Origin of the sequence: Nocardiopsis exhalans, assembly GCF_024134545.1 — a bacterium.
GTDB classification, from domain to species: Bacteria; Actinomycetota; Actinomycetes; order Streptosporangiales; family Streptosporangiaceae; genus Nocardiopsis; species Nocardiopsis exhalans.
Genome location: NZ_CP099837.1, coordinates 5,264,675 through 5,289,853 on the forward strand (window position 1 = coordinate 5,264,675; position 25,179 = coordinate 5,289,853).

Genomic DNA, 25,179 nt, shown 5'->3' on the forward strand with positions numbered 1-25,179 from the left:
CTAAGCGCCTAGGCGCCCGCGACGCGCGCCTCCACGGCGCGCAGGGCCTCGTCGACCTTGGCCGCGTCGCTGCCACCGCCCTGGGCGATGTCCGGCTTGCCGCCGCCACCGCCGCCGAGGGCGCGGGCCGCCACCCCGACGAGCTCGCCCGCCTTGATCCCGGCCTTGTTCGCGGCCTTGTTCGCGGCGATCACCACGACCGGACGGTCCTTGGGCACGGCGGTCATCGCCACGACCACGGGCTCGTCCTCGCCGAGGCGGCCGCGCACGTCCAGCACCAGCTTGCGCAGGTCGTCGCCGCTGGCACCCTCGGGCGCCTCGGTGGCCACGACCAGCGCCGCACCGTGGCGGCGCGCCTTCGCGGCGATCTCACCGGCGGCCTGGAGCACCTGCGCCGCGCGCAGCTTCTCGATCTCCTTCTCCGCGGCGCGCAGCCGGGAGACCATCGAGTCGATCCGCTCGGGCAGTTCCTCGCGCGGCGTCTTGAGCTGCTCGGAGAGCTGGCCGACCAGGGCCGACTCCTTGGACAGGCGCTTGAACGCGTCCACGCCCACGGCCGCCTCGACCCGGCGCACGCCGGAGCCGATGGAGGACTCCCCCAGCAGCTTGACGATGCCGAGCCTGGCGGTGGAGCCCACGTGCGTACCGCCGCAGAGCTCGACCGAGTAGTCGCTCATCTCCACGACCCGAACGCGGTCGCCGTACTTCTCGCCGAACATGGCCAGGGCGCCCATCTTCAGCGCCTCGTCCAGGCTCTTCTCCTCGGTCTGGACCGAGATGTCACCGGCCAGGACGGTGTTGACCTCCTCCTCGACCTCGGCCAGGCGCTCGTTGCCCAGCGCGTTGTCGGCGGTGAAGTCGAACCGCAGCTGGCCGGGGCGGTTCTCCGAACCGGCCTGCCCGGTGGCGGGACCCATCGCGTTGCGCAGCGCCGAGTGGATCAGGTGGGTCGCCGAGTGGGACCGCTCGATCGCGTGGCGGCGACCGGTGTCGATCGCCGCGTGCACGGTGTCGTCCAGGACGATCTCGCCCGAACGCACGGTGCCGCGGTGCACGAACAGGCCCGGGAGCGGCTTCTGGACGTCCTCGACGTCCACCACGCCGCGCCCGTCCACGGTCAGCGTGCCGGTGTCGGCGAGCTGGCCGCCGCTCTCCCCGTAGAAGGGGGTGCGGTCCAGGACGATCTCGACCCTGTCGCCCGCGCGCGCGGCCGGGACCCCGGACCCGTCCACGACGATGCCCTTGACGCGGGAGTCGCTCTCGGACTCGGTGTAGCCGAGGAACTCGGTGTTCCCGGCCCTCTCGTGCATCTGCGCGTAGAGCGAGATGTCCGCGTTGCCGAGCTTCTTCGCCTTGGCGTCGGCCTTGGCGGTGTCCTTCTGGCGCTGCATGAGCTCGCGGAAGGCGCCCTCGTCCACGCTCAGGCCCTGTTCGGCGGCCATCTCCAGGGTGAGGTCGATGGGGAAGCCGTAGGTGTCGTGCAGCTGGAAGGCGTCCGTGCCGGAGAAGACGGTGCCGCCCTCGGCGCGGGTGCGCTCGGCCGCGCGGCCGAAGAGCGTGGTGCCCGCGCGGAGGGTGTCCGCGAAGTTGCGCTCCTCGTTGTCGATGACGCCGTGGATGACCCCCGCCTTGTCGAGCAGGTCCGGGTAGATGTCCTTCATCGCGTCGATGCTGACCTCGGTCAGCTCGTGCAGGAAGAAGGCGTCGGTGCCCGAGAGCAGGCGCAGGTTGCGGATCGAGCGGCGCAGGATGCGGCGCAGGACGTACCCGGCCTTCTCGTTGCCCGGCTTGACACCGTCGCCGACGAGCATGACGGCGCTGCGCACGTGGTCGGCGACCACGCGGAGCATCACGTCCTGCTCGTGGTTCTCGCCGTAGGTGGTGCCGGTCAGCTCGGCGGCGCGGTGCAGCACGCGGCCGATGATGTCGGTCTCGTAGATGTTGTCGACGCCCTGCAGGACCGCCGCGAGGCGCTCCAGGCCCAGGCCGGTGTCGATGTTCTTCTTGGGCAGGTCGCCGAGGATCGGGAAGCCGCTCTTGTCGCCGCCCTCACCCCGCTCGTACTGCATGAAGACGAGGTTCCAGATCTCGATGTAGCGGTTCTCGTCCGCCTCGGGGCCGCCCTCGACGCCGTACTCGGGGCCGCGGTCGTAGAAGATCTCGGAGCAGGGGCCGCAGGGGCCGGGGACCCCCATCGACCAGTAGTTCTCCTCCATGCCCATGCGCTGGATGCGCTCGGGGCGGACGCCGACCTTGTCGCGCCAGATCGCCTCGGCCTCGTCGTCGTCGAGGTAGACGGTCACCCACAGCTTCTCGGGGTCGATCCCGAAGCCGCCCTCGGCCACCGGAGTGGTGACGAGCTCCCAGGCCAGCGGGATCGCCTGCTCCTTGAAGTAGTCACCGAAGGAGAAGTTGCCCAGCATCTGGAAGAAGGTGGCGTGCCGGGAGGTCTTGCCGACCTCCTCGATGTCCTTGGTGCGGATGCACTTCTGGACGCTGGTGGCGGTGCTGTAGGAGGGAGTGCGCTGACCCAGGAAGTAGGGCTTGAAGGGGACCATGCCTGCCGGCACCAGCAGCAGCGTGGGGTCCTCGGCGATCAGGCTTGCCGAGGGCACCACGGTGTGTCCGTTCTTCTCGAAGAAACTGAGGAAGCGGCGCGCGATCTCTGCCGTCTCCATTGATGCCCTCCTGGTATTTGGCTCCGCCGCCCCGTGGCGGCGGGGTTGTCCCTGGGTGGGACCGTGGTCACGCGTGGTCGATAGGGGCCCATCGTAGAGGGAACCGCCACGCCTGCGCGCATGGTTTGCTGTGGCCGCCGAAGACCCGCACCGTTGATGACAACGGCGGCGGCTCGGCCATTCCAAGGCTATCGCCGCCGACCACTGGCGTATCCCGAACGGATCGGCCGTGATCAGGGCCGTTGGACCCCGTGGAAGGCCTTCACCTGTGCGGAGTACATGAGGCCGAGCATGGCGCCGTGGAAGATCAGCGGGATCAGTCCGTCGAAGGGCGCACCCGTGAGGAGGGTGACCCGAATCGAACGCCCCCGACCCGAGCGTTGACCGTCAGTACCCGGTGTAGGGCGTGGGCGGCCTGGGGGTGTAGAAGGCGCGGGTGGGCGGGACCAGCATCAGCACGATCATGGTGATCGTGAAGATCAGCGGGAGGATTGGACCGATACCGCCGAAGACGAGGCCGAGCATCAGGGTCACGGACGCCAGGGCCTGGAAGACGACGATCAGCCACAGGACCACCGCGCTGCGCTTGCCCATGAAGGAAGCGAGGGCGGTGGAGATGACGCCGTAGCCGAACATGACGCCGCCCATGGTCCCCAAGAGGGCAGTGAGCTCCGCCGCCTCGATGTACAGGCCCGAGTCCTGGAGTTCCCGGAGGACCTCCTGCGTCGTTTCGGGGTCGGCGACGAGGCCGAGGCCGACCAGCAGGAGCAGCCCTCCGAAGAGAAGGCCGAAGGCGCCCCCGATGAACATGAGGACCCGCACGGTGATCGCCGTGCCGGGCATCTTGTCGGGTTGCCGAGGGGTCCCCGGGTAGACGGGCGGTCCCTGCTGTCCGGGGTTACCGTACGGTCCGGGCTGACCCGGATACCCGGACGGGTCCTGCTGGTACGGGTCGTGGCCACCCTCGTCGGGACCCTGGGGCGGTTGCTGCGGGTACACGGCACTACCTCCGTCGGTCGGCTGGATGATCAACCCTACAGACGCACGTCACAGGCCCGTGGTTCTCGGATGTGACCTGACGGTCTGACCGGATCCCGTCCCGCTCGCGGTTCCCGGCGCACTTTGCCATCCGCCGCGAACTGCGACTACTCACGGCCGGGGAGTCCTCGCGGTGTGTCGTCGGCCGGTCTCAGGGTCCGGTGCCCGGGCGCGTAGCGGCGGAGCATCTGTTCCTCCTGCAGCCGGACCTCCTCGGTGAGGTCCTCGTTGAGCTCCTGGAGGGCGCCCCGGTACTCGTTGACCCGCCCCTCGACCCGGTCGGCGATACCGCCGGGGGTCAGAGCGTTGCGGGCCCGGTTGACCCGGTGGACCACGTAACCGCCGAGCGCGGCCCCCGCGGCGAGGTAGAGCAGTCGGCCGATCACCGGTTCTCCTTCCGTTTGCGGCCCCGCATCACGGCCAGGGCCTTGCGGCGGCCCAGCACCTGGCGGATGGCGTAGGAGAAAGAGGCGACCTTCACCAGCGGGCCGGTGAACACCGACCTGGTGAGCGCCGTCATCGTGGAGACGTCCTCCGAGGAGGCCTGCACGTTGGCGGTGATCTCCTCGACCCGCTCCAGTGAGGTGTTGGTGCGCTCCACCGTGGAGGCCACGTCGTCCAGCAACGGCGGGGTCCGGTCCCCCAGTTCCGAGACGACCTTGGTGGTCTCGTTGATGAGCTTGATCAGTTTGACGAGCGCCACGCACAGGAACGTGGCCAGCACCGCCCAGACCACCGCGGCGACGAGTGCGGCGACCTCTCCTCCGGTCAGCATGAAGGCTCCGTAGGGCAGATAGAGGGTTGCTTCGAGGGTGTGCGAACGGCCGCGGCGCGCGCTCGGGCGCGCACCGGCGGACCGGAAAACGGGTACGGGGGACCAGCGACTGCGCCGGGTCGGGGCTCCCGAGCCGTGTCCGCCGCCCCACACCGCGAGGGCCGGGGCGGCTGGTTTCGGCTGACCCTATCGCGTCCTCGGCCGGGACGCGTGGGCACGCCACGGTGTGGCTCGTGACGGAACCTGTCACGAATTCGACAAGGGTCCATTCCGTCCTGGCCGGTGGAGGCCGAGGGGATCGACGCAGGCGGCGGTCGTGAGCGAGAATCACTACAGAGCGGGATCTTCACTACGATGTCCGGACACCGAAGCTCCCCCGCTGGCCGAGAAGCACCGACAGGACACCCATGAGCCCTCGTTCTCCCCGAGAGATCTCCGTACTGGTACCACCGGACCTGGCCCCTCTCTACCCGGACGACCCGTCACGGATCGGCCCCTACCTCGTGCTCGGACGTCTGGGCTCAGGTGCCACGGGCACCGTCTACGCCGCGGTGGACACCGCCTCCCCCACCGCGAGCGACCGTCTGATCGCCGTGAAGGTGCTCCGCTCCCCCGAACTGGAGTCGCCCGACGTCTACCCCGCCCTCGCACAGCGGCTGCGCAACCTGTCCGCGGTCGAGTCGCACCGGGTGGTCACCCCGCTGGCCTTCGACACCGACGCGAACCCGCCGTGGCTGTCCATGCCCTACCTCGCCGGTCAGCGGCTCTCCCACTACGTGACCAAACGCGGCGGACTCGGTTTCGGCAAGGTGATAGCGCTGGCCACCGCGCTGGCCGAGGGGCTCTCGGCCCTGCACGCGCGTGGGGTGGCGCACGGTTCTCTGCGGCCCAGCGAGATCCTCCTGGAGTCGCACGGTCCGCACATCATGGAGTGCGCGATCGCCGCGGACTCCGAGCGGCTGCGCGGTTCGGGCGCCACCTGGCTGAGCCCCGAGCGCTACCGGGGCGGTGTGGCGACCACCGCCGCGGACGTGTTCGCCTGGGGTGCGGTCGTCGCGTTCGCCGGGACCGGACGGCTGCCCTTCGGTCCGGGCGAGCCCGAGGAGATCGCCCAGCGGGTGGCCACCGGCTCCTTCGACCTGGACGGCCTGTCCAAGGGGTTGCGCCCGGTCGTGAGCCGCGCCCTGGACCCCAACCCGGACCAGCGGCCCAGCCTGCGGGAGGTGACCGGGGCGGTCATCGCGGTGTGGCAGACGGAGGCCGCGCGGTCCGAGACGGGTGAGGAGGGCGAGGTCCTGGTCACCGGGAGCCGCGAGGAGATCGGCCGGATCCTCGAACGCGAGTGGCACGCGGTGGAACCGCCCGCCCGGGTGCCCGAGGTGATCCGGTTGGAGGGGCGCATGTCCAACCGCCGCCCCACCCGCACCCTGTTCCTGGTGGGCGCGGCCTCGATGGCCGCGGTACTGATCGGCGGCGGGGTCTGGGGGATCTCGCAGATGGTCGGCGGGAGCGCCGAGGCCGATCCGGTGGCCGACGAGATCTCCGACGAACCCGAGGACGAGGCCGCTGACGAAGAAGAGTCGAACACCCTGGTGGTGCGCTTCGACCCCTCGGAGCAGGAGGAACCAGAGGCCGGGGTCGAGGAGCGGACCTGGGTGTACACGCCGGTCACCCGGGACGACGACATCCCCCGCAACCAGGGCATCCCCAGCCACGAGGCCTGGTCCGAGCAGTGGGAGGAGGACGGAGAGGCCGGTGAGGCGGTCATCCGGCCCGACGCCGACGTCAAGTGCGCCAGGTTCTGTGCCGCCCCCGAGCACGTCTTCCTCGACGAGGAGGCGCGCGGCACCTGGGACCTGACCGGGAACGACTTCATGGACTACCTGATCTGGGGGCCGGTGATGATCGTCGAGATCACCTTCGCCGAGGACCAGGAGGGTGACGGCCCCCGCGAGGTGGTGGAGGTCGTCGAGCTGTTCTCGGACTGACCTCTCGGAGCTGTTCCGGCCCCGGCGCACCACGCCGGGGCCGTTGGCGTGACTGGGGCCGATCTCCTGCCCGGGGCCGTTCGCACAACCGGGTCGCGGGCTAACTACCGCTCTTGAGGACGCCCTTGATCTTCTGCAGGATCTCGCTGAAGCGGCGTTCGGCCCCGTGCTGGGTGGGGCGGTAGTACTGGCGTTCGGTGAGGCCCTCGGGGGCGTGCTGCTGCGGAGCGACCCCGCCGGGGAAGTCGTGGGCGTAGCGGTAGCCCTTGCCGTGTCCGAGGTCGGCCGCGCCCTTGTAGTGGGCGTCACGCAGATGTGCGGGGACCGGTCCGGCCTGGCCCCTGCGAACATCGGTCAGGGCCTCGTTGATGGCGGTGATCACCGCGTTGGACTTGGGGGCGATGCTGATGTGGATGACCGCCTGGGCGAGGTTGATCCGGGCCTCGGGCATGCCGATCAGCTCGACCGCCTGGGCGGCGGCGACGGCGGTCTGCAGGGCGGTGGGATCGGCCATCCCGACGTCCTCGCTGGCGTGCACGACCAGGCGGCGGGCGATGAACCGGGGGTCCTCCCCCGCCTCGATCATGCGGGCCAGGTAGTGCAGGGCGGCGTCGGGGTCGGAGCCGCGCATGCTCTTGATGAAGGCGCTGATGACGTCGTAGTGCTGGTCGCCGGAGCGGTCGTAGCGCACGGCGTGGCGGTCCACGGCGCGTTCGACGTGCTCGGCGGTGATCTCGACGGGCTCCGTCGTGGAAGCCACTGCGCCGGAGGCGTCGTTTGAGGGTGGTGGCGGGCGACGAGTGGAAGCCACTGCGCCGGAGGCGTCGTTTGAGGGTGGTGGCGGGCGACGAGTGGAAGCCACTGCGCCGGAGGCGTCGTTTGAGGGTGGTGGCGGGCGACGAGTGGGCGGTCCGGCGACGAGGGCAGCGGCTTCGAGGTAGGTCAGGGAGCGGCGGCCGTCGCCCCCGGCCAGCCGGATGAGGTGGTCGGCGCCCTCCGCGGTGAGGGTGTAGCGGCCGTCCAGCCCGCGTTCGTCGGTGAGCGCGCGGTCCACCAGGGCGCGGACGTCGGAGTCGTCCAGGGACTCCAGGGAGAGCAGCAGCGAACGCGAGAGCAGCGGGCTGACCACGGAGAAGAAGGGGTTCTCGGTGGTGGCGCCGATGAAGCTGACCCAGCGGTTCTCCACCGCGGGCAGCAGCGCGTCCTGCTGGGTCTTGTTGAAGCGGTGCACCTCGTCCACGAAGAGCAGGGTGCGGGTGCCGTTCATGCCCATCCGGCGCTTGGCTTCCTCCACCACGGCGCGCACGTCCTTGACGCCCGCGTTGACCGCGGACAGCTCCACGAACCTGCGCCGGGTGACCCGGCTGACCACGGTGGCCAGGGTGGTCTTCCCGGTTCCCGGGGGCCCCCACAGGAACACGGACATGGGCGCGTCGTCCTCGACCAGGCGGCGCAGCGGGCTGCCCTCGCCCAGGAGGTGGCGTTGGCCCACGACCTCGTCGAGGGAGCGCGGCCGCATGCGTACGGCCAGCGGCTCCTGTCCCTTGGCGGCCTCGGCCCCGGCATCGTCGAACAGTGTTTCGGACACCCACCCAGGGTAGGTGAGAGCGAGGACTTTCCCGGCCGGTTCCCGGTGTTCGGTGCCGGCCCCGGAGGCGTTCCCGACCGCTCAGGTGGTGGGGACGGACAGGTTCTCCGGGCTCTCCGCCTGCTCGGGCGGGGGCGTGGCGCGCGGGATCATCCGGGTGACCAGCAGGGCGATGTCGTCGCCCCGGCCCGCGGGGGCCATCTCGGCCAGGACCTGCGCGGCGGCCTTGGGGTTCTCCCCGTGCTCGGCGAGCGCCTCCCCGACCTGAGCCAGCCCGTCCTGCATGTCGACCTCCGAGCTCTCCACGAGCCCGTCGGAGCACAGCAGAAGCGTGGTGCCCGGGGCCAGGACACGAGTGGTGACGGTGTACTCGGTATCGGCGAGCACGCCCAGGGGCGGGCCGGTCTCGGGGGACCACAGTTCGTAGGCGCCCTTGGCGGCGAGCACCGCCGGGGGCTGGCCCGCCCAGGCTGCCTGCATGACCCCGCTCCCCCGGTCCACCACCAGGTAACCGCAGGTGGCGAAGACGATCTCGCCGGTCTCGGTGAGCAACCGGTTGGTCTCGCCCAGGACCACTCCGGGGTCGGACTGGTTGGTGGCGTAGGCGCGGAAGGCCACCCGGATCTGGCCCATGGCAGCGGCCGCCTCCACGCCGTGGCCCTGCACGTCGCCGACGAGCAGGCCCACCTTGTTGTCGGGCAGCTCGATGACGTCGTAGAAGTCGCCGCAGATCCGCCACTCCGCGCGGGAGGGCAGGTACTTGGTGGCGATGTCCATGTCGGGGAAGCTCGCCACCTGGCGGGGCAGCATGCGGCGCTGTACGGCGTCGGCCAGCTCCAGCTCGGCCTGCTGGGCCTTGATCCGCTGCAGCGCCTGACCGGCCAGCCCCGCGAAGGTCAGCATGAGGGCACGTTCGTCGCGGCTGGCGTGGTGGGGGCGGTCCCAGATCATCTGCCACACGCCGAGGGCGATCTTGCCGTCGCCGAAGATCGGCACGGTGGCCCAGGCCTGGCCGCGGACCGAGCGCATGAGTTCGACCGCGGCGGGGAAGCGGCTGACGATCTCGGCACGGCTCTCGAAGAACCGGGGTTGGCGGTCCTGGATCACCGCGCCCATCGGGTAGTCGGTGTCGTCGGCCCGGCGGCCGTCTATCTGCGAGACGTTGCCGCGTTCACGGGCGCTGGGCGAGGTGCGCAGCAGGCCGTCCTCGACGTAGAGGGCCGCGGCGCCGGTACCGCCGAAGATCGGCAGGAACTCCTCGCTGAGCAGGTCCATCACCTTGTCGACGGTGGTGGCCGAGACGAGTTTGGCGGAGAGTTCGGTGACCAGTCGGCCGTGCTCGGCCTCGGTGCGGCGGCGGTCGGCGAGCCTGCGCACCAGCTGGACGTGCTCGGTGACGTCGTCGATGATCCCGACGAGACGGTCGGGCTGGCCGGGCACGTACCTGGCACGCACGTGCAGGGAGCGTTCGTCGCCGAGGCGGTCGAAGATGCGAAAGCGCTGTTCGTAGTCCCGCCCCGCGAAGGAGGCCGCCATGGCGTCGCGTACGCGGGCGGTGTCGTCGGGGTGGATGCGTTCGAGGATGCGCTCGAGTTCTCGGTCGTTCCCTGCCAGGAGCGCGCCCAGCGGGGTGGGGCCGAAGAGCTCGCGCAGACGCCCGCTGCTCAGGTCCAGGCTCCACAGGACGGAGTCGGAGTTGTCGGTGCGCAGTTCACCGACCACGCGCAGATCCGCTTCTTCCGTGGACAGCACGTGGAAGAGCACGATCACGGCGGGCCCGGAGGAATCACGGGGCGGAGAGGCGCCGTCGCCGTTGACCGGGAAGGGCCGCAGCTCGACCTCGGAGAGCCGGGAGGACTTGTCGCTGACGGCCAGGCGCAGGCGGAAGCGGCGGTTCCACTTCCCGGCGAGCGCGTCGTGGTGGGCCCGGAAACCGTGTTCGGTGTCGGACGGGTCCAGGAGTCCGAACCAGGGCCGGTCGGTGAGCTCAGCGGCACCGCGGCCGAACAGTTCGGTGAACGCGTGGTTGGCGTGTTGGATCGCGCCGTCGGCCCCCGTGACCGCCATGGGCTCGGGCGCATGACGGAACGCCTCCGCGAGAGCACCCTCGGAGCCATCGCCTGAAGCGCGTTTTCCGTTCACGTATGACTCATCCTCATGTCGGCTCGGACGTCACACCCGCGTCAGGCGCGGTCACCCCTGGAACGTACCGATTCGGCTCATTGTAATGTCCGACGTCTGGACCGGCCCGGGCAGGAAACCGGACCGGATGCCTCGGCACCCGTCCTCCGTCGGCTGCGCCACCTCGTCGAATACGGATCCCTCATGGTCCGTCAACGTGATGGGGTAACGGCTGGTTCCACTCCGGGGCCGTACCCTACCGACCACAAGGCGTGAATCGTTACGCCCGTGTGACTCGGCAGCACAGAAATGCACTCCGCCCCCACTTAGCCCCCCATGGGAATGGGCCCCGTAGATGCACTGTGTTCACTCCAGGACACGTGCGACTCTCGGCGTGGGAGGGTGATTCGCCCCCAACGGTAGGGGATGACGGGCCCGCCCGCATCCGCGTGTCGTCTTCTTCCCCTTTACGGACGGGGTCTTTGGCCTGTTTATCACCTATTTTCACTTTCTGGCCGAATGTGGCACGTTCAAAGCAGGGACTTTACGGGCACCGAACTGGTCAGTCGAGAACTCGTCAAACACCCCGAGGACTCACCATGCACCCTGAACGCGCCCGAACCGCGACAGGATCGCTCCTCCACGGCACCGCGTGCGAGTGGACCTGCCGGCTCTGCACCCACAGCAACCCCGAGGACGAGGACATCTGCTGCCAGCGGTGCGGAGCCACCAAACCCTGACCTCTGCCTTCCGCCCTTGACGCACAGGCAAACGGACGGACAACGGGCGCCGCGCACTGCTCCGCGCGGCGCCCCCGAAGGTCGCTAGCCGACCGGCTCGACCACCGGTTCGGTCACCCGTTCGGGCCCCGGTTCGATCAGCCCGAGGTCGAGCTGTTCCCAGGAACCGACGTCCCGCCGGAGCTGACGGTCGTGGGTGGCCAGCACCACCGCCGCGCCCGTCGCGCCGAGGCCCTCGGTGAGCTCGTCCACCAACGCGATGGACAGGTGGTTGGTCGGCTCGTCGAGCAGCAGCACGTGCGGACGCGACGCCAGCGCGAGCGCCAGGTGGAGCCTGCGCTGCTGGCCCATGGACAGATCATGCAGCGGCTTTCGGAGGTCCGCCGCGGCGAGCAGCCCGAGGGAGCTCAGCGAGACCGTCTCGCTCTCCCCCAGCACACCCTGGCTGACCAGTCGCCCCATGTGGGCGGCGAACACGCCGTGGGCGCGCCCGGCCCCGGTGCTCGGCGACTCCTGGGTCAGCAGCCGTACCCGGGCGGTACGCGCGGTGCGCACCGCTCCCCCGGTCGGATCAACCCGTCCGGCGAGCACCGACAGCAGGGTCGATTTGCCCGCCCCGTTGGGTCCGGTGACCACCAGCCGCCCACCCGATTCCAGGGCGAGCGTGACCGGCCGGTCCAGCCTTCCGCGGACGGTGACCTCCTCCGCGCGCAGCAGGGTCACCCCGGGCCGCGTGGGCAGCTCCGGCATCCGGAACCGCATCGGGGGCGGTGGCATGGTGACCGCGTGCGCCTCCAGGTCGTCCCGGCGGCGGTGCACGGCGCGGACCAGCCCGGGCGCACGAGTCGCCCGCTGGTGCTTGCCGGTGCCCTTGTCCGGACGCCAACCGCTGACCAGCCGGTTCTGTGCTTCGGACAGGTCCTGGGTGAGGCGGGCGTGCTCGACCCGCTGCTGTTCGTACTCCTGCGCCCAGCGTTCCCACTCGGCGCGCCTGCCCTCCTGGTAGCCCGCGAAGCCCCCGCCGTACACGCGGGGTCGGCCGTCCCGGCTCGGATCCAGGTCAAGCATGGTCGTGGCCACGTCCGAGAGCAGGGCGCGGTCGTGGCTGATCAGCACCACGCCGCCGGCGTGGCCACGCAGCCGCTGGGTGAGGAAGTCGAGCCCGGCGGCGTCCAGGTGGTTGGTGGGCTCGTCAAGGAGAAGGAAGTCGTGCGAGGCCCCGAGCAGGCAGGCGAGCCTGGCTCGGTAGCGCTGCCCGACCGACAGTTCGGCCAGCGGGCGCGACCGGTCGGTGACCGCGCCCAGCTTCTCCAGGGCGAGGTCGACCCGGCGGTCGGCGTCCCAGGCGTCCAGCACCTCCGCGGTGTCCAGCGCCTCGGCGTACCGTTCGGTGGCCTTCGGGTCCCCGGCGGCCAGCCCCTCGGCTGCGGCGTCGAGCGCGGCCATGGCGGCGCGGGCGTCGGCGAGTTCGATGTCGATCAGGTCCCCGACGGTACGGCCGTCGGCGGACTCCATCTCCTGTTCGGCGACGCCGAGCGTGCCGATGCGCTGGACGGTTCCGGAGTCGGGTTCGAGTACCCCGGTCAGGATGTGCAGCAGGGTGGACTTGCCGCGGCCGTTCTCACCGACCACGCCCAACCGGGAGCGGGGGGTGACGGTCATGTCCACGCCGGACAGCACGGTGCGTCCGCCTCGGGCGATGTGGAGGCCGGTCGCGGTGAGCTGGGCACGCTCTCCGGCGGGCAGCGCTGATCTGAGTTCGAGGGCAGTCAATGTTCCTCCGACACGAGCTGACGATGTGACCCGCGGAAGGGGTCAGGACATGCGTCTGGCACCCGTGACCACTCAGCTGTGGACGGGCGCCCTGGCTCGCTCTAGAGGTACATGACGTACGGCACGGGCCCAGGTTAACAAGGGGGCGGAAGGGAAATCCAGGCGATAGAAGCGAGGCGCCGGTCACCGGACGGATCCGATGGCCGACGCCTCGCGGTGCGGTCCGGGGGCTGCCCGGTTACTTCTTCTTGTCCTCGGGGATCACCGTGCGAATGTGCACGTCGCGCAGCTGCTGGTCCGAGACGACCGCGGGGGCGCCCATCATCAGGTCCTGCGCGTTCTGGTTGAGCGGGAAGGCGATGGTCTCGCGGATGTTGGGCTCGTCCGCCAGGAGCATCACGATCCGGTCGATGCCGGGGGCGATGCCGCCGTGCGGCGGGGCACCGAACTTCAGCGCCTTGAGCATGCCGCCGAACTCCGCCTCGACCGCGTCCTTGTCGTAGCCCGCGATGTCGAAGGCCTTGTACATGATCTCGGGCGAGTGGTTACGGATCGCGCCGGAGGACAGCTCCGTACCGTTGCAGACGATGTCGTACTGCCAGGCGAGGATGTCCAGCGGGTCCTGGTTCTCCAGCGCGTCCATCCCGCCCTGGGGCATGGAGAACGGGTTGTGGCTGAACTCGATGTGGCCCTCGTCGGAGCGCTCGAACATCGGGAAGTCCACGATCCAGCAGAAGCGGTAGACCTTCTCCTCGAAGAGGTCGGCGCGCTTGGCGGCCTCGACGCGGACCGGGGCCATGATCTTGTTGATCTCGGCCTCGTCCTCGCTGGCGCAGAAGAACAGGCCGTAGCCGGGACCGGCGCCCAGGGTCTGGAGGAGCTCGTCGGTGATCTCGGTGACGAACTTGGCGATGGGACCGGTGAGCTCACCGTTCTCGCCGACCTTCAGCCAGGCCAGGCCCTTCGCGCCCTGCTCGACGGCGTAGTCGCCGATGCCGTCGAAGAACTTGCGGGGCTTGTCGCCGACCTGCGGGACGGCCAGGGCGCGGACCTTCTTGCCCGCGAAGGCGCGGAAGTCGGTCTTGCCGAAGAGCTCGGAGACGTCGACCATCTTCATCGGCGCGCGCAGGTCGGGTTTGTCGGTCCCGTACCACTGCAGGGCGTCGCGGTAGGCGATCCGCGGGAACGGGGAGGTGATCTCCCAGTCCGTGGAGAACTCGCGGAAGACGTCCGTCATGACCTTCTCGATGACCTCGAAGACGTCCTCCTGCTCGACGAAGCTCATCTCGACGTCGAGCTGGTAGAACTCGCCGGGCGAACGGTCGGCGCGGCTGTCCTCGTCGCGGAAGCAGGGCGCGATCTGGAAGTAGCGGTCGAACCCGGCGATCATCAGCAGCTGCTTGAACTGCTGCGGGGCCTGCGGCAGGGCGAAGAACTCACCCGGGTGCAGACGGGAGGGGACCAGGAAGTCGCGGGCGCCCTCGGGGCTGGAGCTGGTGAGGATGGGGGTCTGGAACTCGTTGAAGCCCAGCTCCGTCATCTTCTGGCGGATGTAGGCCACCACCTGCGAGCGCAGCATGACGTTGCGGTGCATGCGCTCGCGGCGCAGGTCCAGGAAGCGGTAGGTGAGGCGGCGTTCCTCGGAGGTGTTGTCCTCGGGGAAGACCGTCAGCGGCAGCTCCTCGGTGGTACCGAGCACCTCCACCTCGGCAGCCTCGATCTCGATCTCACCGGTGGGCAGGTTCGGGTTGACGTTCTCCGAGCTGCGGGCGGCGACCAGGCCGGTGACCTGGATCACCGACTCCTTGGAGATCCTGCTGAGCTCCTCGAACGCCGGGGACTCGGGGCGGGCCATGAGCTGCGTGACGCCGTAGTGGTCGCGCAGGTCGACGAAGAGCAGGCCACCGAGATCCCGGCGGTTGTGCACCCAGCCAGAGAGGCGCACCTGCTGCCCGACGTGCTCCTTACGGAGCTGACCACACGAATGAGTCCTGTAACGATGCATGAGTTACCAAGTCCACTAACTACACGGCTGAGTGAGGATGCCGGGGAGCCCGAGACCGGGCCCGGCTGCAGGCATGGCATTGCCCCTTGAACACTGGAATCCTACCGCCAACGGCGCCGCCCGGTCCCCCGGTTGAATCGGGAGGGCCGGTGGTCAGCCCGGCTCCGGCCCAGGGTCATCCCCGCTCCGGCCCCGGGTCGGCCAGGCTCCGGCCCGTGGTCAGCCCGCGACGCCGCGCAGGTACGGGTTGGTGGCGCGCTCGCGCTCCACCGTCGTGGCCGGGCCGTGGCCCGGGAGGATCTGCGTGTCGTCGCCGCGCGACAGGACGGCCTTGGCGAGGCTGGTGTTCATCGCGTCGCCGTCGCCGCCGGGGAAGTCCGTACGGCCGATCGACCCGGCGAAGACCAGGTCCCCGGCGAACATCACCGGCACCCCGTCCTCGGTGCGTGTGACGTAGACGACCGAGCCCGGGGTGTGGCCGGGGGTGTGCTCGACCTCGAACTCCATCCCGGCCAGGGTCAGGTTCTCCCCGCCCTCCAGCTGCGTCAGCCGGGCGGGTTCGGGGTAGGGGCCCGGGCCCAGGAGCATCTGGAGCTGAGCCGCGAAACCGGCGTCGACCCCCGCGGCGGGCGCGGTGAGCAGGCCGCGGTCGGAGCCGTGCAGGTACACGGGGACCTCGTGGCGGTCACCGAGTTCGGCGGCCGACCAGACGTGGTCGAAGTGCCCGTGGGTCAGCAGGATCGCGGCGGGGGTGAGCCCGTGCTCGGCCAGGGCCTTGGCCACCTGCGGGGCGGCGTCCTGGCCGGGGTCGACGATGACGCACTCGCCGCCCGGAGCCGGTGCGAGCACGTAGCAGTTCGCGGAGAGGGGCCCGGTGGGAAGCGCGGCGATGAGCACGGCGGCAGTCGTCCTAAGTCCTGGTGGTTCTGCTGGCGGTGAGGGGCTGGAACGCCTCCGACCACGGCCTGAGCGCACGTCCCTCAGCCGCAGAGCCTACCCAGCCGGTTCCGGGCGGGCCAATCGGCGGGTCCCGCGGGCGAACGCGTTTGATCACCATTCGATCACCGGGTGCGCCCGGGCTCTTTGCCAAAGCGCGTGGTAATGCAATATTGGTCACCGTCGCCGGGTACACCGAGGCCTTCGACCTGCGCTCCTTCGCGGAGCGGGAAACGAGCCCGACCGACGGCACGACGACCGGCAGCGGAACTCCCGGTCTGCGTTGATCTGAAACACGGCGCGTCGTTGTCCGCCGAAACGTATGGATATCGTGCTGGTGCACGGTGGTTCCCATCACGAACAGGCGCGGTACCGCCGCGACGACCCGAACCCGACCCCGACCGGTCGGGTTCATGACAGCAGGAGGACACGGTGACCACGGACCCTTGGGGCCGCGTAGACGATGACGGCACGGTCTATGTGCGCACAGGTGAAGGCGAACGGGTCGTCGGATCGTGGCAGGCGGGTGCTCCGGAGGAGGCACTGGCCTTCTACCGGAACAAGTACGACGCGCTCGTGACCCAGGTGGAGCTGCTGGAGAAGCGGCTGCGCAGCACGGACCTGTCCGCCTCCGCCGCGATGACCAGCATCGACAAGCTGCGCGACTCCGTCAAGGACGCGAACGCGGTCGGTGACCTGGAGTCGCTGATCCGCCGCCTGGACCAGCTGTCCGGCCGCGCCGAAGAGCGCAAGGTCGAGCAGAAGCAGGCGCAGGAGGAGGCCCGCGGCCAGGCCCGCGAGACCAAGGAGCGGATCGTCGCCGAGGCGGAGCGCGTCGCGGCCGAGACCACGCACTGGAAGTCCGGCGGCGAGCGGATGCTCCAGCTCATCGAGGAGTGGAAGAAGGCCCCTCGGGCTGACCGACCCACCGAGCAGGCCCTGTGGAAGCGCATGTCCGCGGCCCGCAACTCCTTCTCCAAGCGGCGCAAGGCCTACTTCGCCAACCTGGACCAGCAGCGGGAGGGTGTGCGCGCCGACAAGGAGCGCATCGTCGCCGAGGCCGAGGCCATGTCGGGCTCCACCGACTGGGGACCCACGGCCCGCGCCTACCGCGACCTGATGCAGCGCTGGAAGGCCAGCGGCCGGGCCGACAGGGCCAGCGAGGACAAGCTGTGGACCCGGTTCAAGGCCGCCCAGGACACCTTCTTCGACGCCCGTAACGCGACCTTCGCCGAGCGTGACGCGGAGCTTCAGGTGAATGCGGAGGCCAAGGAGCGGATCCTGGCCGAGGCCAAGGCGGAGATCCCCGGGATCACCGACCCGCGCCGCGCCCGTGCCCGCCTGCGTGACTTCCAGGAGGCCTGGGAGGAGGCCGGGGACCTGCCCCGCGACATGCGCGACCAGCTGGAGGGCGCGTTCCGGCAGATCGAGGACAGCGTGCGTCGGGCCGAGGACGCCGAGTGGGAGCGCACGAACCCCGAGGCACGGGCCCGGGCCAAGGACACCGTCGACCAGCTGTCGGCGGCGATCTCGGGGCTGGAGACCAAGTTGGAGAAGGCCCGAGCCAATAACGACGCTCGACGGATCAAGGAGCACGAGGCTGCCCTGGAGGCCCGCCGCTCCTGGCTGGCCGAGGCGGAGAAGGCTCTGGGCGAGATGAGCTGAGGCTCGCGCCCGAAGAGAAGACACTGACGGGCCGCACCCCTCGCGGGGTGCGGCCCGTTCGCGCGTTCAGGTCGGGGTGACCGGGTGCGCTAGTTGTTGTCGTCCTGCTCCGAGGAGGCGCGACGGCGGCCGAGCACCATGGCGCCGATACCGGTCAGAGCGGCGAGGGCACCGCCGACAGCCGGGATGGCGACCGAAGCGCCGGTCTGCGCGAGGACCGGGCCCTCATGCTTGTGACCCTTGCCCTTGTGGTCCTTGTGCTTGTCGTGCTTGTGCTTGTCGTGCTTGTCCTTGTGGTCCTTGTGGTCCTTGTGCTTGTGGTCCTTGCCCTTCTTGCCGTCCTTGCCGTCCTTGCCGTCCTTGCCGTCCTTGCCGTCCTTGCCGTCCTTGCCATCCTTCCCGTCCTTGCCGTCCTTGCCATCCTTCCCGTCCTTGCCGTCCTTGCCGTCCTTGCCGTCCTTGCCATCCTTGCCGTCCTTGCCGTCCTTGCCGTCCTTGCCGTCCTTCCCGTCCTTCCCGTCCTTCCCGTCCTTCCCGTCCTTCCCGTCCTTCCCGTCCTCACCAGGCTTCCCGGGCTTGCCGTCCTCACCAGGCTTCCCGGGCTTGCCGTCCTCACCAGGCTTCCCGGGCTTGCCAGGCTTCTCAGGCGGGTAGTATTCCCCGCCCTTCTGCGAGTCCCCGCCCTCTGCGACAGGGACCGCGGCCGGGGCCTCGACCTGGGCTCTGACCTCAGCGGGGACCTGGTCCGGCAGGGTATTGGCGACCACATCGGGGAGTTCGACGACCACCGGAGCCGAGGGAGCGGTGGGAGCGGACGGCGCGACGACCGACTCGACCGACTGGTCCGCACGCTGGGTGTCGTCGGCCAGAGCGGGGGTCATCCCCCACAGGAACGGAGCGACGATCGCGGCGCTGGCGGAGACAGCCGCCATCCGGATCAGACTGCGGGCGCTGACAGTGGACTTGGGCGCCTTGGGCGCGTATTCAGAGCAGTAATCCATAAGCAGATAGTGCGCTCATGACTACACAAAGTCACATCGCGACACCGGACTCGCGTGGAAAGTCTCGGGCAAACCCTTGCCATATCCGACATATGAAACGGGTCGCACCCATATGGGTGCGACCCGTGCGATCTTCGCGCCTAACGGCGGGAATCCAGTTGGTAGACGGGCGCTCGACCCGGGAATGTGCGGATGTTGGGCACCGAACCCGGGCTGTGGTTGCTCGGCGCCGGCGGCTCCGGACGCGGCCTGCGTGTGCTCCGGTAGCGCAGGTAGCCGCCCACGGCGACCGCAGCCGACAGCACGATGAACAGGCCCGCCGCCACCCAGACGAAGGGCAGAACACGCTGGACCTCGTGGACGGAGGAGGTGCAGGAGGCGAGGGCTGCGCCGGACTCGGGGCGCAGGCACACGGTGGAGACCGGCTGCCCGGCGCCCTCGGGCACCCGGGTGATCTCGCCGACCACAGTGAGGACGGCGCGCTCTCCCGGCTCCAAGGGCTGCGCCCACTCCGCCACGCCCTCCTCAACCCCTTCCGGGGCTCCGGAGACGTAGCGCATCGAGGGCGGCAGGAACTGCACGACCTGAGCGTCGGGCAGCGCCTCGTAACCGGCGTTGCGCACCTTGACGGTGTACTCCACCCGATCCCCGGGGCGCAGCCGCTCCTCGGACTGCTCCTCCTCGACCGTGACGTGCAGGGCCCCGGCCCCGAGGACCGGCCCCTCCTCCGTCGAGAGCGGTTGACCGGGCAGCGCGATCAACGCAGCCAGCCCGAACGCCGACACCGCCGCTGACACGGCCATGGTGTTCCCCCTCCGCATGGCGGCACATCAAATGACTTTCTGCGCACAATTAATAACACAGAGTAGTCAAATGGGGCGTAAGGCGTGCGGAAAGCCCCGAACACACCGAGGACGGGCGGCCGTGTCGGCCGCCCGTCCTCGACGGGTGAAAGGGGTGTGACGCCTAAGCGCCCACGAACGAGCGCAGCGCGGCGGCGCGCTCCGTGCTCTCCCAGGTGAACTCCGGCAGCTCACGGCCGAAGTGGCCGTAGGCGGCGGTCTTGGAGTAGATCGGGCGCAGCAGGTCCAGGTCGCGCACGATGGCGGCCGGACGCAGGTCGAAGACCTCCTTGACGGCCTTCTCGATCAGCTCCGGGGCCACCTTCTCGGTGCCGAAGGTCTCGATGAACACACCCACCGGGTGCGCCTTACCGATCGCGTAGGCCACCTGGACCTCGGCGCGCTCGGCCAGCTCGGCCGCCACGATGTTCTTCGCGACCCAGCGGGTGGCGTAGGCAGCGGAGCGGTCGACCTTCGACGGGTCCTTGCCGGAGAAGGCGCCGCCACCGTGGCGGGCGTAGCCGCCGTAGGTGTCGACGATGATCTTGCGGCCGGTCAGACCGGCGTCACCCATCGGGCCGCCGATCTCGAAGCGGCCGGTCGGGTTGACCAGGAGGCGGTAGTCGTCCGACTCCAGGCCGTAGGCGGCGATCACGGGCTCGATGACGTGCTCCCGGATGTCCGGGGTCAGCATCTCTTCGAGGTTGATGTCCGCGGAGTGCTGGGTGGAGAGCACCACGGTGTCAAGACGGACCGGGGTCTGGCCCTCGTACTCGACCGTGACCTGGGTCTTGCCGTCGGGACGCAGGTAGGGCACCGTGCCGCCACGGCGGACCTCGGCCAGGCGCTCGGAGAGCGAGTGCGCCAGCTTGATCGGCAGCGGCATGAGCTCGGGCGTCTCGCGGTTGGCGTAGCCGAACATCAGGCCCTGGTCGCCGGCGCCCTGCCGGTTGAGGGCGTCGTCCTCGTGCTCGACACGCGCCTCGTAGGCGGTGTCGACACCCTGGGCGATGTCCGGGGACTGCGCGTCGATGGAGACGTTGACCCCGCAGGAGTCACCGTCGAAGCCCTTGGCGGAGGAGTCGTATCCGATCTGGAGGATCTTCTCGCGCACGATGGCGGGGATGTCGACGTAGGTCTGGGTGGTGACCTCACCCGCGATGTGGACCTGACCAGTGGTGATCAGCGTCTCGACCGCGACCCGGCTGCCGGGATCGGTGGCGAGCATCGCGTCGAGGATCGCGTCACTGATCTGGTCGGCCATCTTGTCGGGATGGCCTTCGGTGACCGACTCGGAGGTGAAAAGGCGGCGGGACACGTTGCGTGACTCCTTGCAGCGGCTGCTGGCTGACATGTGTCGGTGCGGCGTCGCACGCTCCCCGGCTGCTTGCCGGGGCGGCAATACCGACCGACGCGGTTGGTTATTGGTCCACTCTAACGGGACTGGTGGGGACGGACGCCCCGTGGCCAGCCTAGTCAGCTGGACAAGGGCACCCGAAGGAAGTGTGTCGTACTCGGCGGTAGGAATCCAGCGTGGCGATGAGGGGATTTCACCTGAACGGGCTCGAAGCGTTCTGGAGCCCTGGTGAACGGGGCCCGCGGGACCCTCAGGAGGCCCTGTCAGGCAGGCGTTCGACCACCAGGTCCCACACACGGTCGGCGAGGTCTTCCTTGGGGCCTGTGGGAATGTCCACGACCGTCCCGTCCGCGCCGAGCACGGTCGCCTTGTTGTCGTCGGTGCCGAACGCCTTGCCGCCGCCGACCTCGTTGACCACGAGCAGGTCGCAGCCCTTGCGGGCCAGCTTGGCCCGGCCGTTGTCGATGACGTCGTCGGTCTCGGCCGCGAACCCGACGATCGTCTGTCCGGTCCGCTCCTTCTTCCGCGACTCGACCAGTCCGGCCAGGATGTCCGGGTTCTCCACGAGTTCGATGGGCGCGGGGGCCGCACCGGACTTCTTGATCTTGGAGGCGGCGCTGGTGACCGGGCGGAAGTCGGCGACGGCGGCGGTCATCACGAGGGCGTCGGCGCCGCCGCGTTCAGCCTCCATGGCCTCGGCCAGTTCCACGGCCGAACCCACACGCACCAGGCGGATCCCGGCGGGGTCGGGCAGGCTGACGTTGGCGGCGACCAGGGTCACGTCGGCGCCGCGGGCGGCGGCGGTGCGAGCCAGGGCGTACCCCTGACGGCCGGAGGAGTGGTTGCCGAGAAAACGGACCGGGTCGATGGCCTCGCGGGTGCCTCCGGCGGAGATCACCACGCGTCGGCCGGCGAGGTCGGGCTCGGTGGCGGCGCCGCGGCGGAGCACCAGGCGGGCGGCCTCGAAGAGTTCGACGGGGTCGGGCAGGCGGCCGCGGCCGGTGTCAGCACCGGTCAGGCGGCCCACGGCCGGGTCCAGGACGATGGCTCCGCGCGAGCGCAGCGTGGCCACGTTGGCCTGGGTGGCGGGGTGCTCCCACATCTCGGTGTGCATCGCCGGGGCGAAGACCACCGGGCATCGGGCGGTGAGGAGGGTGTTGGTCAGCAGGTCGTCGGCCAGCCCCGCGGCGGCCTTGGCCATGAGGTTGGCGGTGGCCGGGGCAACGAAGACGAGCTCGGCCGACTGGCCGATGCGCACGTGCGGGACCTCGTGGACCTCGTCCCACACGCCGGTCTCGACGGGCTGGCCGGACAGGGCGGCCCAGGTGGGCGCGCCGACAAAGCGTAGGGCGTCGGCCGTGGGCACGACCCGGACGCGGTGGCCTGACTCGGTCAGCCGCCGGAGCAGCTCGCACACCTTGTAGGCGGCGATGCCCCCGCCAATGCCGAGGACCACCTGGGGAACGGATTCTGTGTCACTCACACAAGGAGTTCTACCAGGCCGCGCCCGCCGCACGCCCCGGGCGGGGGTGCGACGGGCGCGGTCGGTGACACCGGGAGGAACCCCGGCCAGGTGCACTGGGCGTGCAGCGGATGTCTTAGTTGCCCTCGTACGGCTCGGCGCTGAGCAGGCCGGCCCTGACCTCGCGCAGGGCGATGGACAGGGACTTCTCCTGAACCTGGGTCTCCACCAGCGGGCCGACGTACTCCAGCAGGCCCTCGCCCAGCTGGGCGTAGTAGGCGTTGATCTGGCGGGCCCGCTTGGAGGCCATGGTGACCAGGCTGTACTTGCTGTCGACGCACTCCAGCAGGTCGTCGATCGGCGGATTGGTGATGCCTTCGGCGACGGGCTCGGTACCAGCCACTTTGCTACCCCCAGGGACGGTCTCCGGCTCGTCGAAAGCCGTGACGTTGGATGTATGTGTTCTCGGAAAAGCCAGGTTCTCGGCGACCCGAGGCGGAGGCCGCCGCCAGTGCTTCGGTGCCTGGCGCGGCCGAATATCACACCTTGGGTGCGGTCATCAACGCTAGCAGCTCGTCGCACACTTCCTGTACGGACGTGTTCACGAGGGTTGTGTCGAATTCCTTCTCCGCGGCCAGTTCGACCTTGGCGACATCAAGCCTGCGCTGGATCACCTCGTCGGTCTCGGTGCCGCGGCCGGTCAGTCTGCGCACCAGCTCCTCCCAGGAGGGCGGGGCGAGGAAGACGTGCAGGGCGTCGTCCATGGACTCACGCACCTGGCGCGCGCCCTGGAGTTCGATCTCGAGCAGGACGGGGACGCCCTCGCCCAAGCGCTCCTCGACGGGTCCGCGCGGGGTGCCGTAGCGGTTGCCAGCGAACTGAGCCCACTCCAGAAGCTGGTTCTCGGCGACGAGGCGGTCGAACTCCTCGTCGGTGACGAAGTGGTACTGGACCCCGTCGTGCTCGCCGGGGCGGGGTTTGCGGGTGGTCACCGAAACCGAGAGCCACACGTCGGGGTTGACCTGGCGCAGGTGCGCCACGACCGTGCTCTTTCCCACGCCGGAGGGGCCGGACAGGACGGTCAGCCGCTTCTCGGCCGGTCGGGACTGGTCTGCGGTCTGCGCAGGCATGTGAGTATCAGGCTTCCATTCGGCTCTCCGCCACGCGGTGGGCCGTGGGCCTCGTGTGCGAGCTGCCTGGGACCGGGCTCGCGGTCCGGCACGCACGCGCCGCGGGCGGCTCGTGCTGACGCCCGGGGGCGCAGCGTACGGTCGCGGGAAGCTCCCTTTATACCACCGAGCCGCGGCACGGCGGACGGAGTGTGACCTGGGGCCCATCCGTCCGCCGACCGCGGCGTCGGTTTGCTGCTCACCGCCCGCCGTCACCAGTTGCGACGGCTCCGCGCGACTGTGGGGGACGCTGCGGACGCGGTGTTGGCCGGTGTGTGCACCGGACCGGTGTTACTTGGCGAGGTCGCCGAACTCGCTCTCCAGGGCGGCACGCTGGTTGGTACCGAGCCCCCGGACACGACGCGACTCAGCGATGTTGAGCCGCTCCATGATCTGCTTGGCTCGCACCTTGCCGACACCGGGGAGGGATTCCAGCAGAGCCGAAACCTTCATCTTGCCGATGACGTCGTCCTTGAGGCCGTTGGAGAGGACCTCGGACAGCGAGATGCCGCCGTTCTTGAGCTTGTTCTTGACCTCCGCACGCTCTTTTCTGGCCTTGGCGGCCTTCTCGAGAGCCGCGCTGCGCTGCTCGGGTGTGAGGGGAGGAAGGGCCACGCCGGGTCACCTCGGATTTCTACTCGTTTGTAGAGGGCGGACGCCTGCGCAAGTTAGTAGGTCTGACCCCTGTTAGGCAACGTAAAGTGCCCTTTCAAGGGCTATTTCATTGAAGGAACTACCCAGAGTCACCAACCAATTGCGGTCGGAGACGAAAATCAGGACTTTGGTCCCGATTGATGACCTGGGAAAGCGTTCCACCAGCGCAGGTCACCCAGCGGTGACGCGGGTCACTCTTCGCTATGTTTTCCTAGTTTTGGTCACACCAAATTAGTGACCGTCTGTGATCCACAACCGTGAGTGATGGGGCAAGTGCACCGTTCGCTCCCACCCCGTCCTCCTCACCGCCGAGTCCGCCCAGCGCAAGGCCCCACAGCGCCGACCGAAGAGGTTCAGACGCGGACCCCGGCGCGGCGTACGGCGGCCGCGATGGAGGCCGCCGCCGCGCCGGGGTCCGCGGCACGGGTGATCGGTCGACCGATGACGAGAAGGTCCGCCCCTGCCTCGATCGCCTCCTCCGGGGTGGCCACCCGGGACTGGTCACCCTTGTCCGCACCGACCGGGCGCACGCCCGGGGTGATCAGGGTGATGTCGGGGCCCACCTCGGAGCGCACCAGTGCGACCTCCTGCGGCGAGCACACCAGTGCGCGCGCACCCGCGCCCACCGAGAGTGCCGCCAGGCGCCGCACGGCGTCCCGTGCCGGACCGAGCAGCCCCACCTGCTCCAGGTCCGTCTCGTTCATGGAGGTGAGCACCGTCACCGCCGCGATCTTGGTGTCCGGCGCGGCCTCGACCGCCGCCCGGACCATGTCCGCGCCCCCGGTGGCGTGCACCGTCAGGATCGAGGGCCGCAGGCCCGCGACGCTGCGCGCCGCACCGGCGACGGTGGCGGGGATGTCGTGGAGCTTCAGATCCAGGAAGACCCCGACCCGGTTGGCGCCGCGCACAGCGCTGACCACCTCGGGGCCGTACCGCAGGTACAGCTCCAGGCCCACCTTCACCGTGCTCACGTGAGGTGCGACCGCGGAGGCCCAAGTGGCCGCCGTCTCGATCTCGTTGGCGTCGATCGCGACGGCGATGGGCGCGGAGGGCGCGGTCATTCGGTATCTCCAATCGTGTGCCACCGGCGTTCGGCGCCGGTGCCAGAAAACATCCGTTCGTGCCTTACGTCCGTACTTGCGTCTGTTCTTACGTAAGTACTTTCCGATGCACGTTCACTGTCATGTGCACACCATCAAGGTGTGCGATTCCCCGGATCGGACGCTTCATGCACGCATTCCACGTCACTTCCCCGTAACGGCCACTCAGACGGCCGTAGGCGCGCGTTCCCCACGAACCCACACGATGGAGCCGGTCGCAGCCGAACGGCCACACAGAGCCATCTCAACGCCGTTCAGGCAGGTCGGGGCGGTGCGGACCTGTACAC

General features: G+C 69.6%; 19 protein-coding genes. 2 read left to right on the plus strand and 17 right to left on the minus strand.

All coding sequences use genetic code 11. The annotated features are described in order from the left end of the window. Positions 1-8: 8 nt before the first annotated feature. The 4 genes from alaS to NE857_RS23300 all read right to left on the minus strand — a co-directional run bounded on the left by alaS (position 9) and on the right by NE857_RS23300 (position 4,491). A complete protein-coding gene (alaS, locus tag NE857_RS23285) occupies positions 9-2,678 on the minus strand; it encodes an alanine--tRNA ligase (protein WP_254417665.1) in 2,670 nt (889 codons plus the stop codon). A gap of 387 nt (positions 2,679-3,065) precedes the next feature. Then, positions 3,066-3,677: a hypothetical protein gene (locus NE857_RS23290; RefSeq protein WP_254417666.1), complete on the minus strand. Its 612-nt coding sequence runs from the start codon at positions 3,675-3,677 to the stop codon at positions 3,066-3,068. Between the two features lie 146 nt (positions 3,678-3,823). Next, positions 3,824-4,102, minus strand: coding sequence for a hypothetical protein (locus NE857_RS23295; RefSeq protein ID WP_254417667.1), 279 nt, complete (start codon positions 4,100-4,102; stop codon positions 3,824-3,826). Further along, complete coding sequence (locus NE857_RS23300; RefSeq protein ID WP_254417668.1) at positions 4,099-4,491, minus strand: DUF948 domain-containing protein; 393 nt, start codon at positions 4,489-4,491, stop codon at positions 4,099-4,101. Before NE857_RS23300 ends, NE857_RS23295 begins: the two co-directional genes overlap by 4 nt. 407 nt (positions 4,492-4,898) lie before the next feature. On the opposite strand from NE857_RS23300, the gene NE857_RS23305 reads away from it, so the two are divergent. Then, complete coding sequence (locus NE857_RS23305) at positions 4,899-6,479, plus strand: serine/threonine-protein kinase (protein WP_254417669.1); 1,581 nt, start codon at positions 4,899-4,901, stop codon at positions 6,477-6,479. 100 nt (positions 6,480-6,579) lie between these two features. Here the strand turns inward: NE857_RS23305 and NE857_RS23310 are convergent, their stop codons facing one another. The 5 genes from NE857_RS23310 to NE857_RS23330 all read right to left on the minus strand — a co-directional run bounded on the left by NE857_RS23310 (position 6,580) and on the right by NE857_RS23330 (position 15,603). After that, positions 6,580-8,067 (minus strand): replication-associated recombination protein A, encoded by a 1,488-nt coding sequence (locus NE857_RS23310; protein WP_254417670.1) that lies wholly within the window; start codon positions 8,065-8,067, stop codon positions 6,580-6,582. A gap of 81 nt (positions 8,068-8,148) precedes the next feature. Beyond that, complete coding sequence (locus NE857_RS23315) at positions 8,149-10,209, minus strand: SpoIIE family protein phosphatase (protein WP_254417671.1); 2,061 nt, start codon at positions 10,207-10,209, stop codon at positions 8,149-8,151. A gap of 803 nt (positions 10,210-11,012) precedes the next feature. Beyond that, positions 11,013-12,701, minus strand: a complete 1,689-nt coding sequence (locus tag NE857_RS23320; RefSeq protein WP_254417672.1) for an ABC-F family ATP-binding cassette domain-containing protein — start codon at positions 12,699-12,701, stop codon at positions 11,013-11,015. A 238-nt stretch (positions 12,702-12,939) separates the two neighbouring features. Then, entirely contained in the window at positions 12,940-14,706 is a 1,767-nt protein-coding gene (gene aspS, locus NE857_RS23325; RefSeq protein WP_301184247.1) for an aspartate--tRNA ligase, read from the minus strand. A 219-nt stretch (positions 14,707-14,925) separates the two neighbouring features. Then, on the minus strand, positions 14,926-15,603 hold the full coding sequence (locus NE857_RS23330) for an MBL fold metallo-hydrolase (protein WP_254417673.1): 678 nt from the start codon (positions 15,601-15,603) through the stop codon (positions 14,926-14,928). A gap of 471 nt (positions 15,604-16,074) precedes the next feature. On the opposite strand from NE857_RS23330, the gene NE857_RS23335 reads away from it, so the two are divergent. Then, the gene (locus NE857_RS23335; RefSeq protein WP_254417674.1) at positions 16,075-17,307 is read left to right on the plus strand and encodes a DUF349 domain-containing protein; all 1,233 of its coding nucleotides are present in this window, start codon (positions 16,075-16,077) and stop codon (positions 17,305-17,307) included. A gap of 89 nt (positions 17,308-17,396) precedes the next feature. Here NE857_RS23335 and NE857_RS23340 read toward each other — a convergent pair whose 3' ends face one another. From NE857_RS23340 to pyrF, 8 genes are all read right to left on the minus strand, one after another. After that, the gene (locus NE857_RS23340) at positions 17,397-18,308 is read right to left on the minus strand and encodes a hypothetical protein (protein WP_254417675.1); all 912 of its coding nucleotides are present in this window, start codon (positions 18,306-18,308) and stop codon (positions 17,397-17,399) included. A gap of 140 nt (positions 18,309-18,448) precedes the next feature. After that, positions 18,449-19,111, minus strand: coding sequence for a hypothetical protein (locus NE857_RS23345; RefSeq protein WP_254417676.1), 663 nt, complete (start codon positions 19,109-19,111; stop codon positions 18,449-18,451). Positions 19,112-19,274: 163 nt separating this feature from the next. Then, positions 19,275-20,468, minus strand: a complete 1,194-nt coding sequence (gene metK / locus NE857_RS23350; RefSeq protein ID WP_026116706.1) for a methionine adenosyltransferase — start codon at positions 20,466-20,468, stop codon at positions 19,275-19,277. 289 nt (positions 20,469-20,757) lie between these two features. After that, the gene (coaBC, locus tag NE857_RS23355; protein WP_494516879.1) at positions 20,758-21,990 is read right to left on the minus strand and encodes a bifunctional phosphopantothenoylcysteine decarboxylase/phosphopantothenate--cysteine ligase CoaBC; all 1,233 of its coding nucleotides are present in this window, start codon (positions 21,988-21,990) and stop codon (positions 20,758-20,760) included. A 115-nt stretch (positions 21,991-22,105) separates the two neighbouring features. Next, positions 22,106-22,372 (minus strand): DNA-directed RNA polymerase subunit omega, encoded by a 267-nt coding sequence (rpoZ, locus tag NE857_RS23360; RefSeq protein WP_017581738.1) that lies wholly within the window; start codon positions 22,370-22,372, stop codon positions 22,106-22,108. A gap of 136 nt (positions 22,373-22,508) precedes the next feature. Further along, entirely contained in the window at positions 22,509-23,099 is a 591-nt protein-coding gene (gmk, locus tag NE857_RS23365; RefSeq protein WP_254417677.1) for a guanylate kinase, read from the minus strand. Between the two features lie 330 nt (positions 23,100-23,429). Beyond that, positions 23,430-23,753, minus strand: coding sequence for an integration host factor, actinobacterial type (gene mihF / locus NE857_RS23370; RefSeq protein ID WP_017581736.1), 324 nt, complete (start codon positions 23,751-23,753; stop codon positions 23,430-23,432). A 392-nt stretch (positions 23,754-24,145) separates the two neighbouring features. Continuing rightward, a complete protein-coding gene (gene pyrF / locus NE857_RS23375) occupies positions 24,146-24,853 on the minus strand; it encodes an orotidine-5'-phosphate decarboxylase (protein WP_254417678.1) in 708 nt (235 codons plus the stop codon). Between the last annotated feature and the right edge of the window lie 326 nt (positions 24,854-25,179).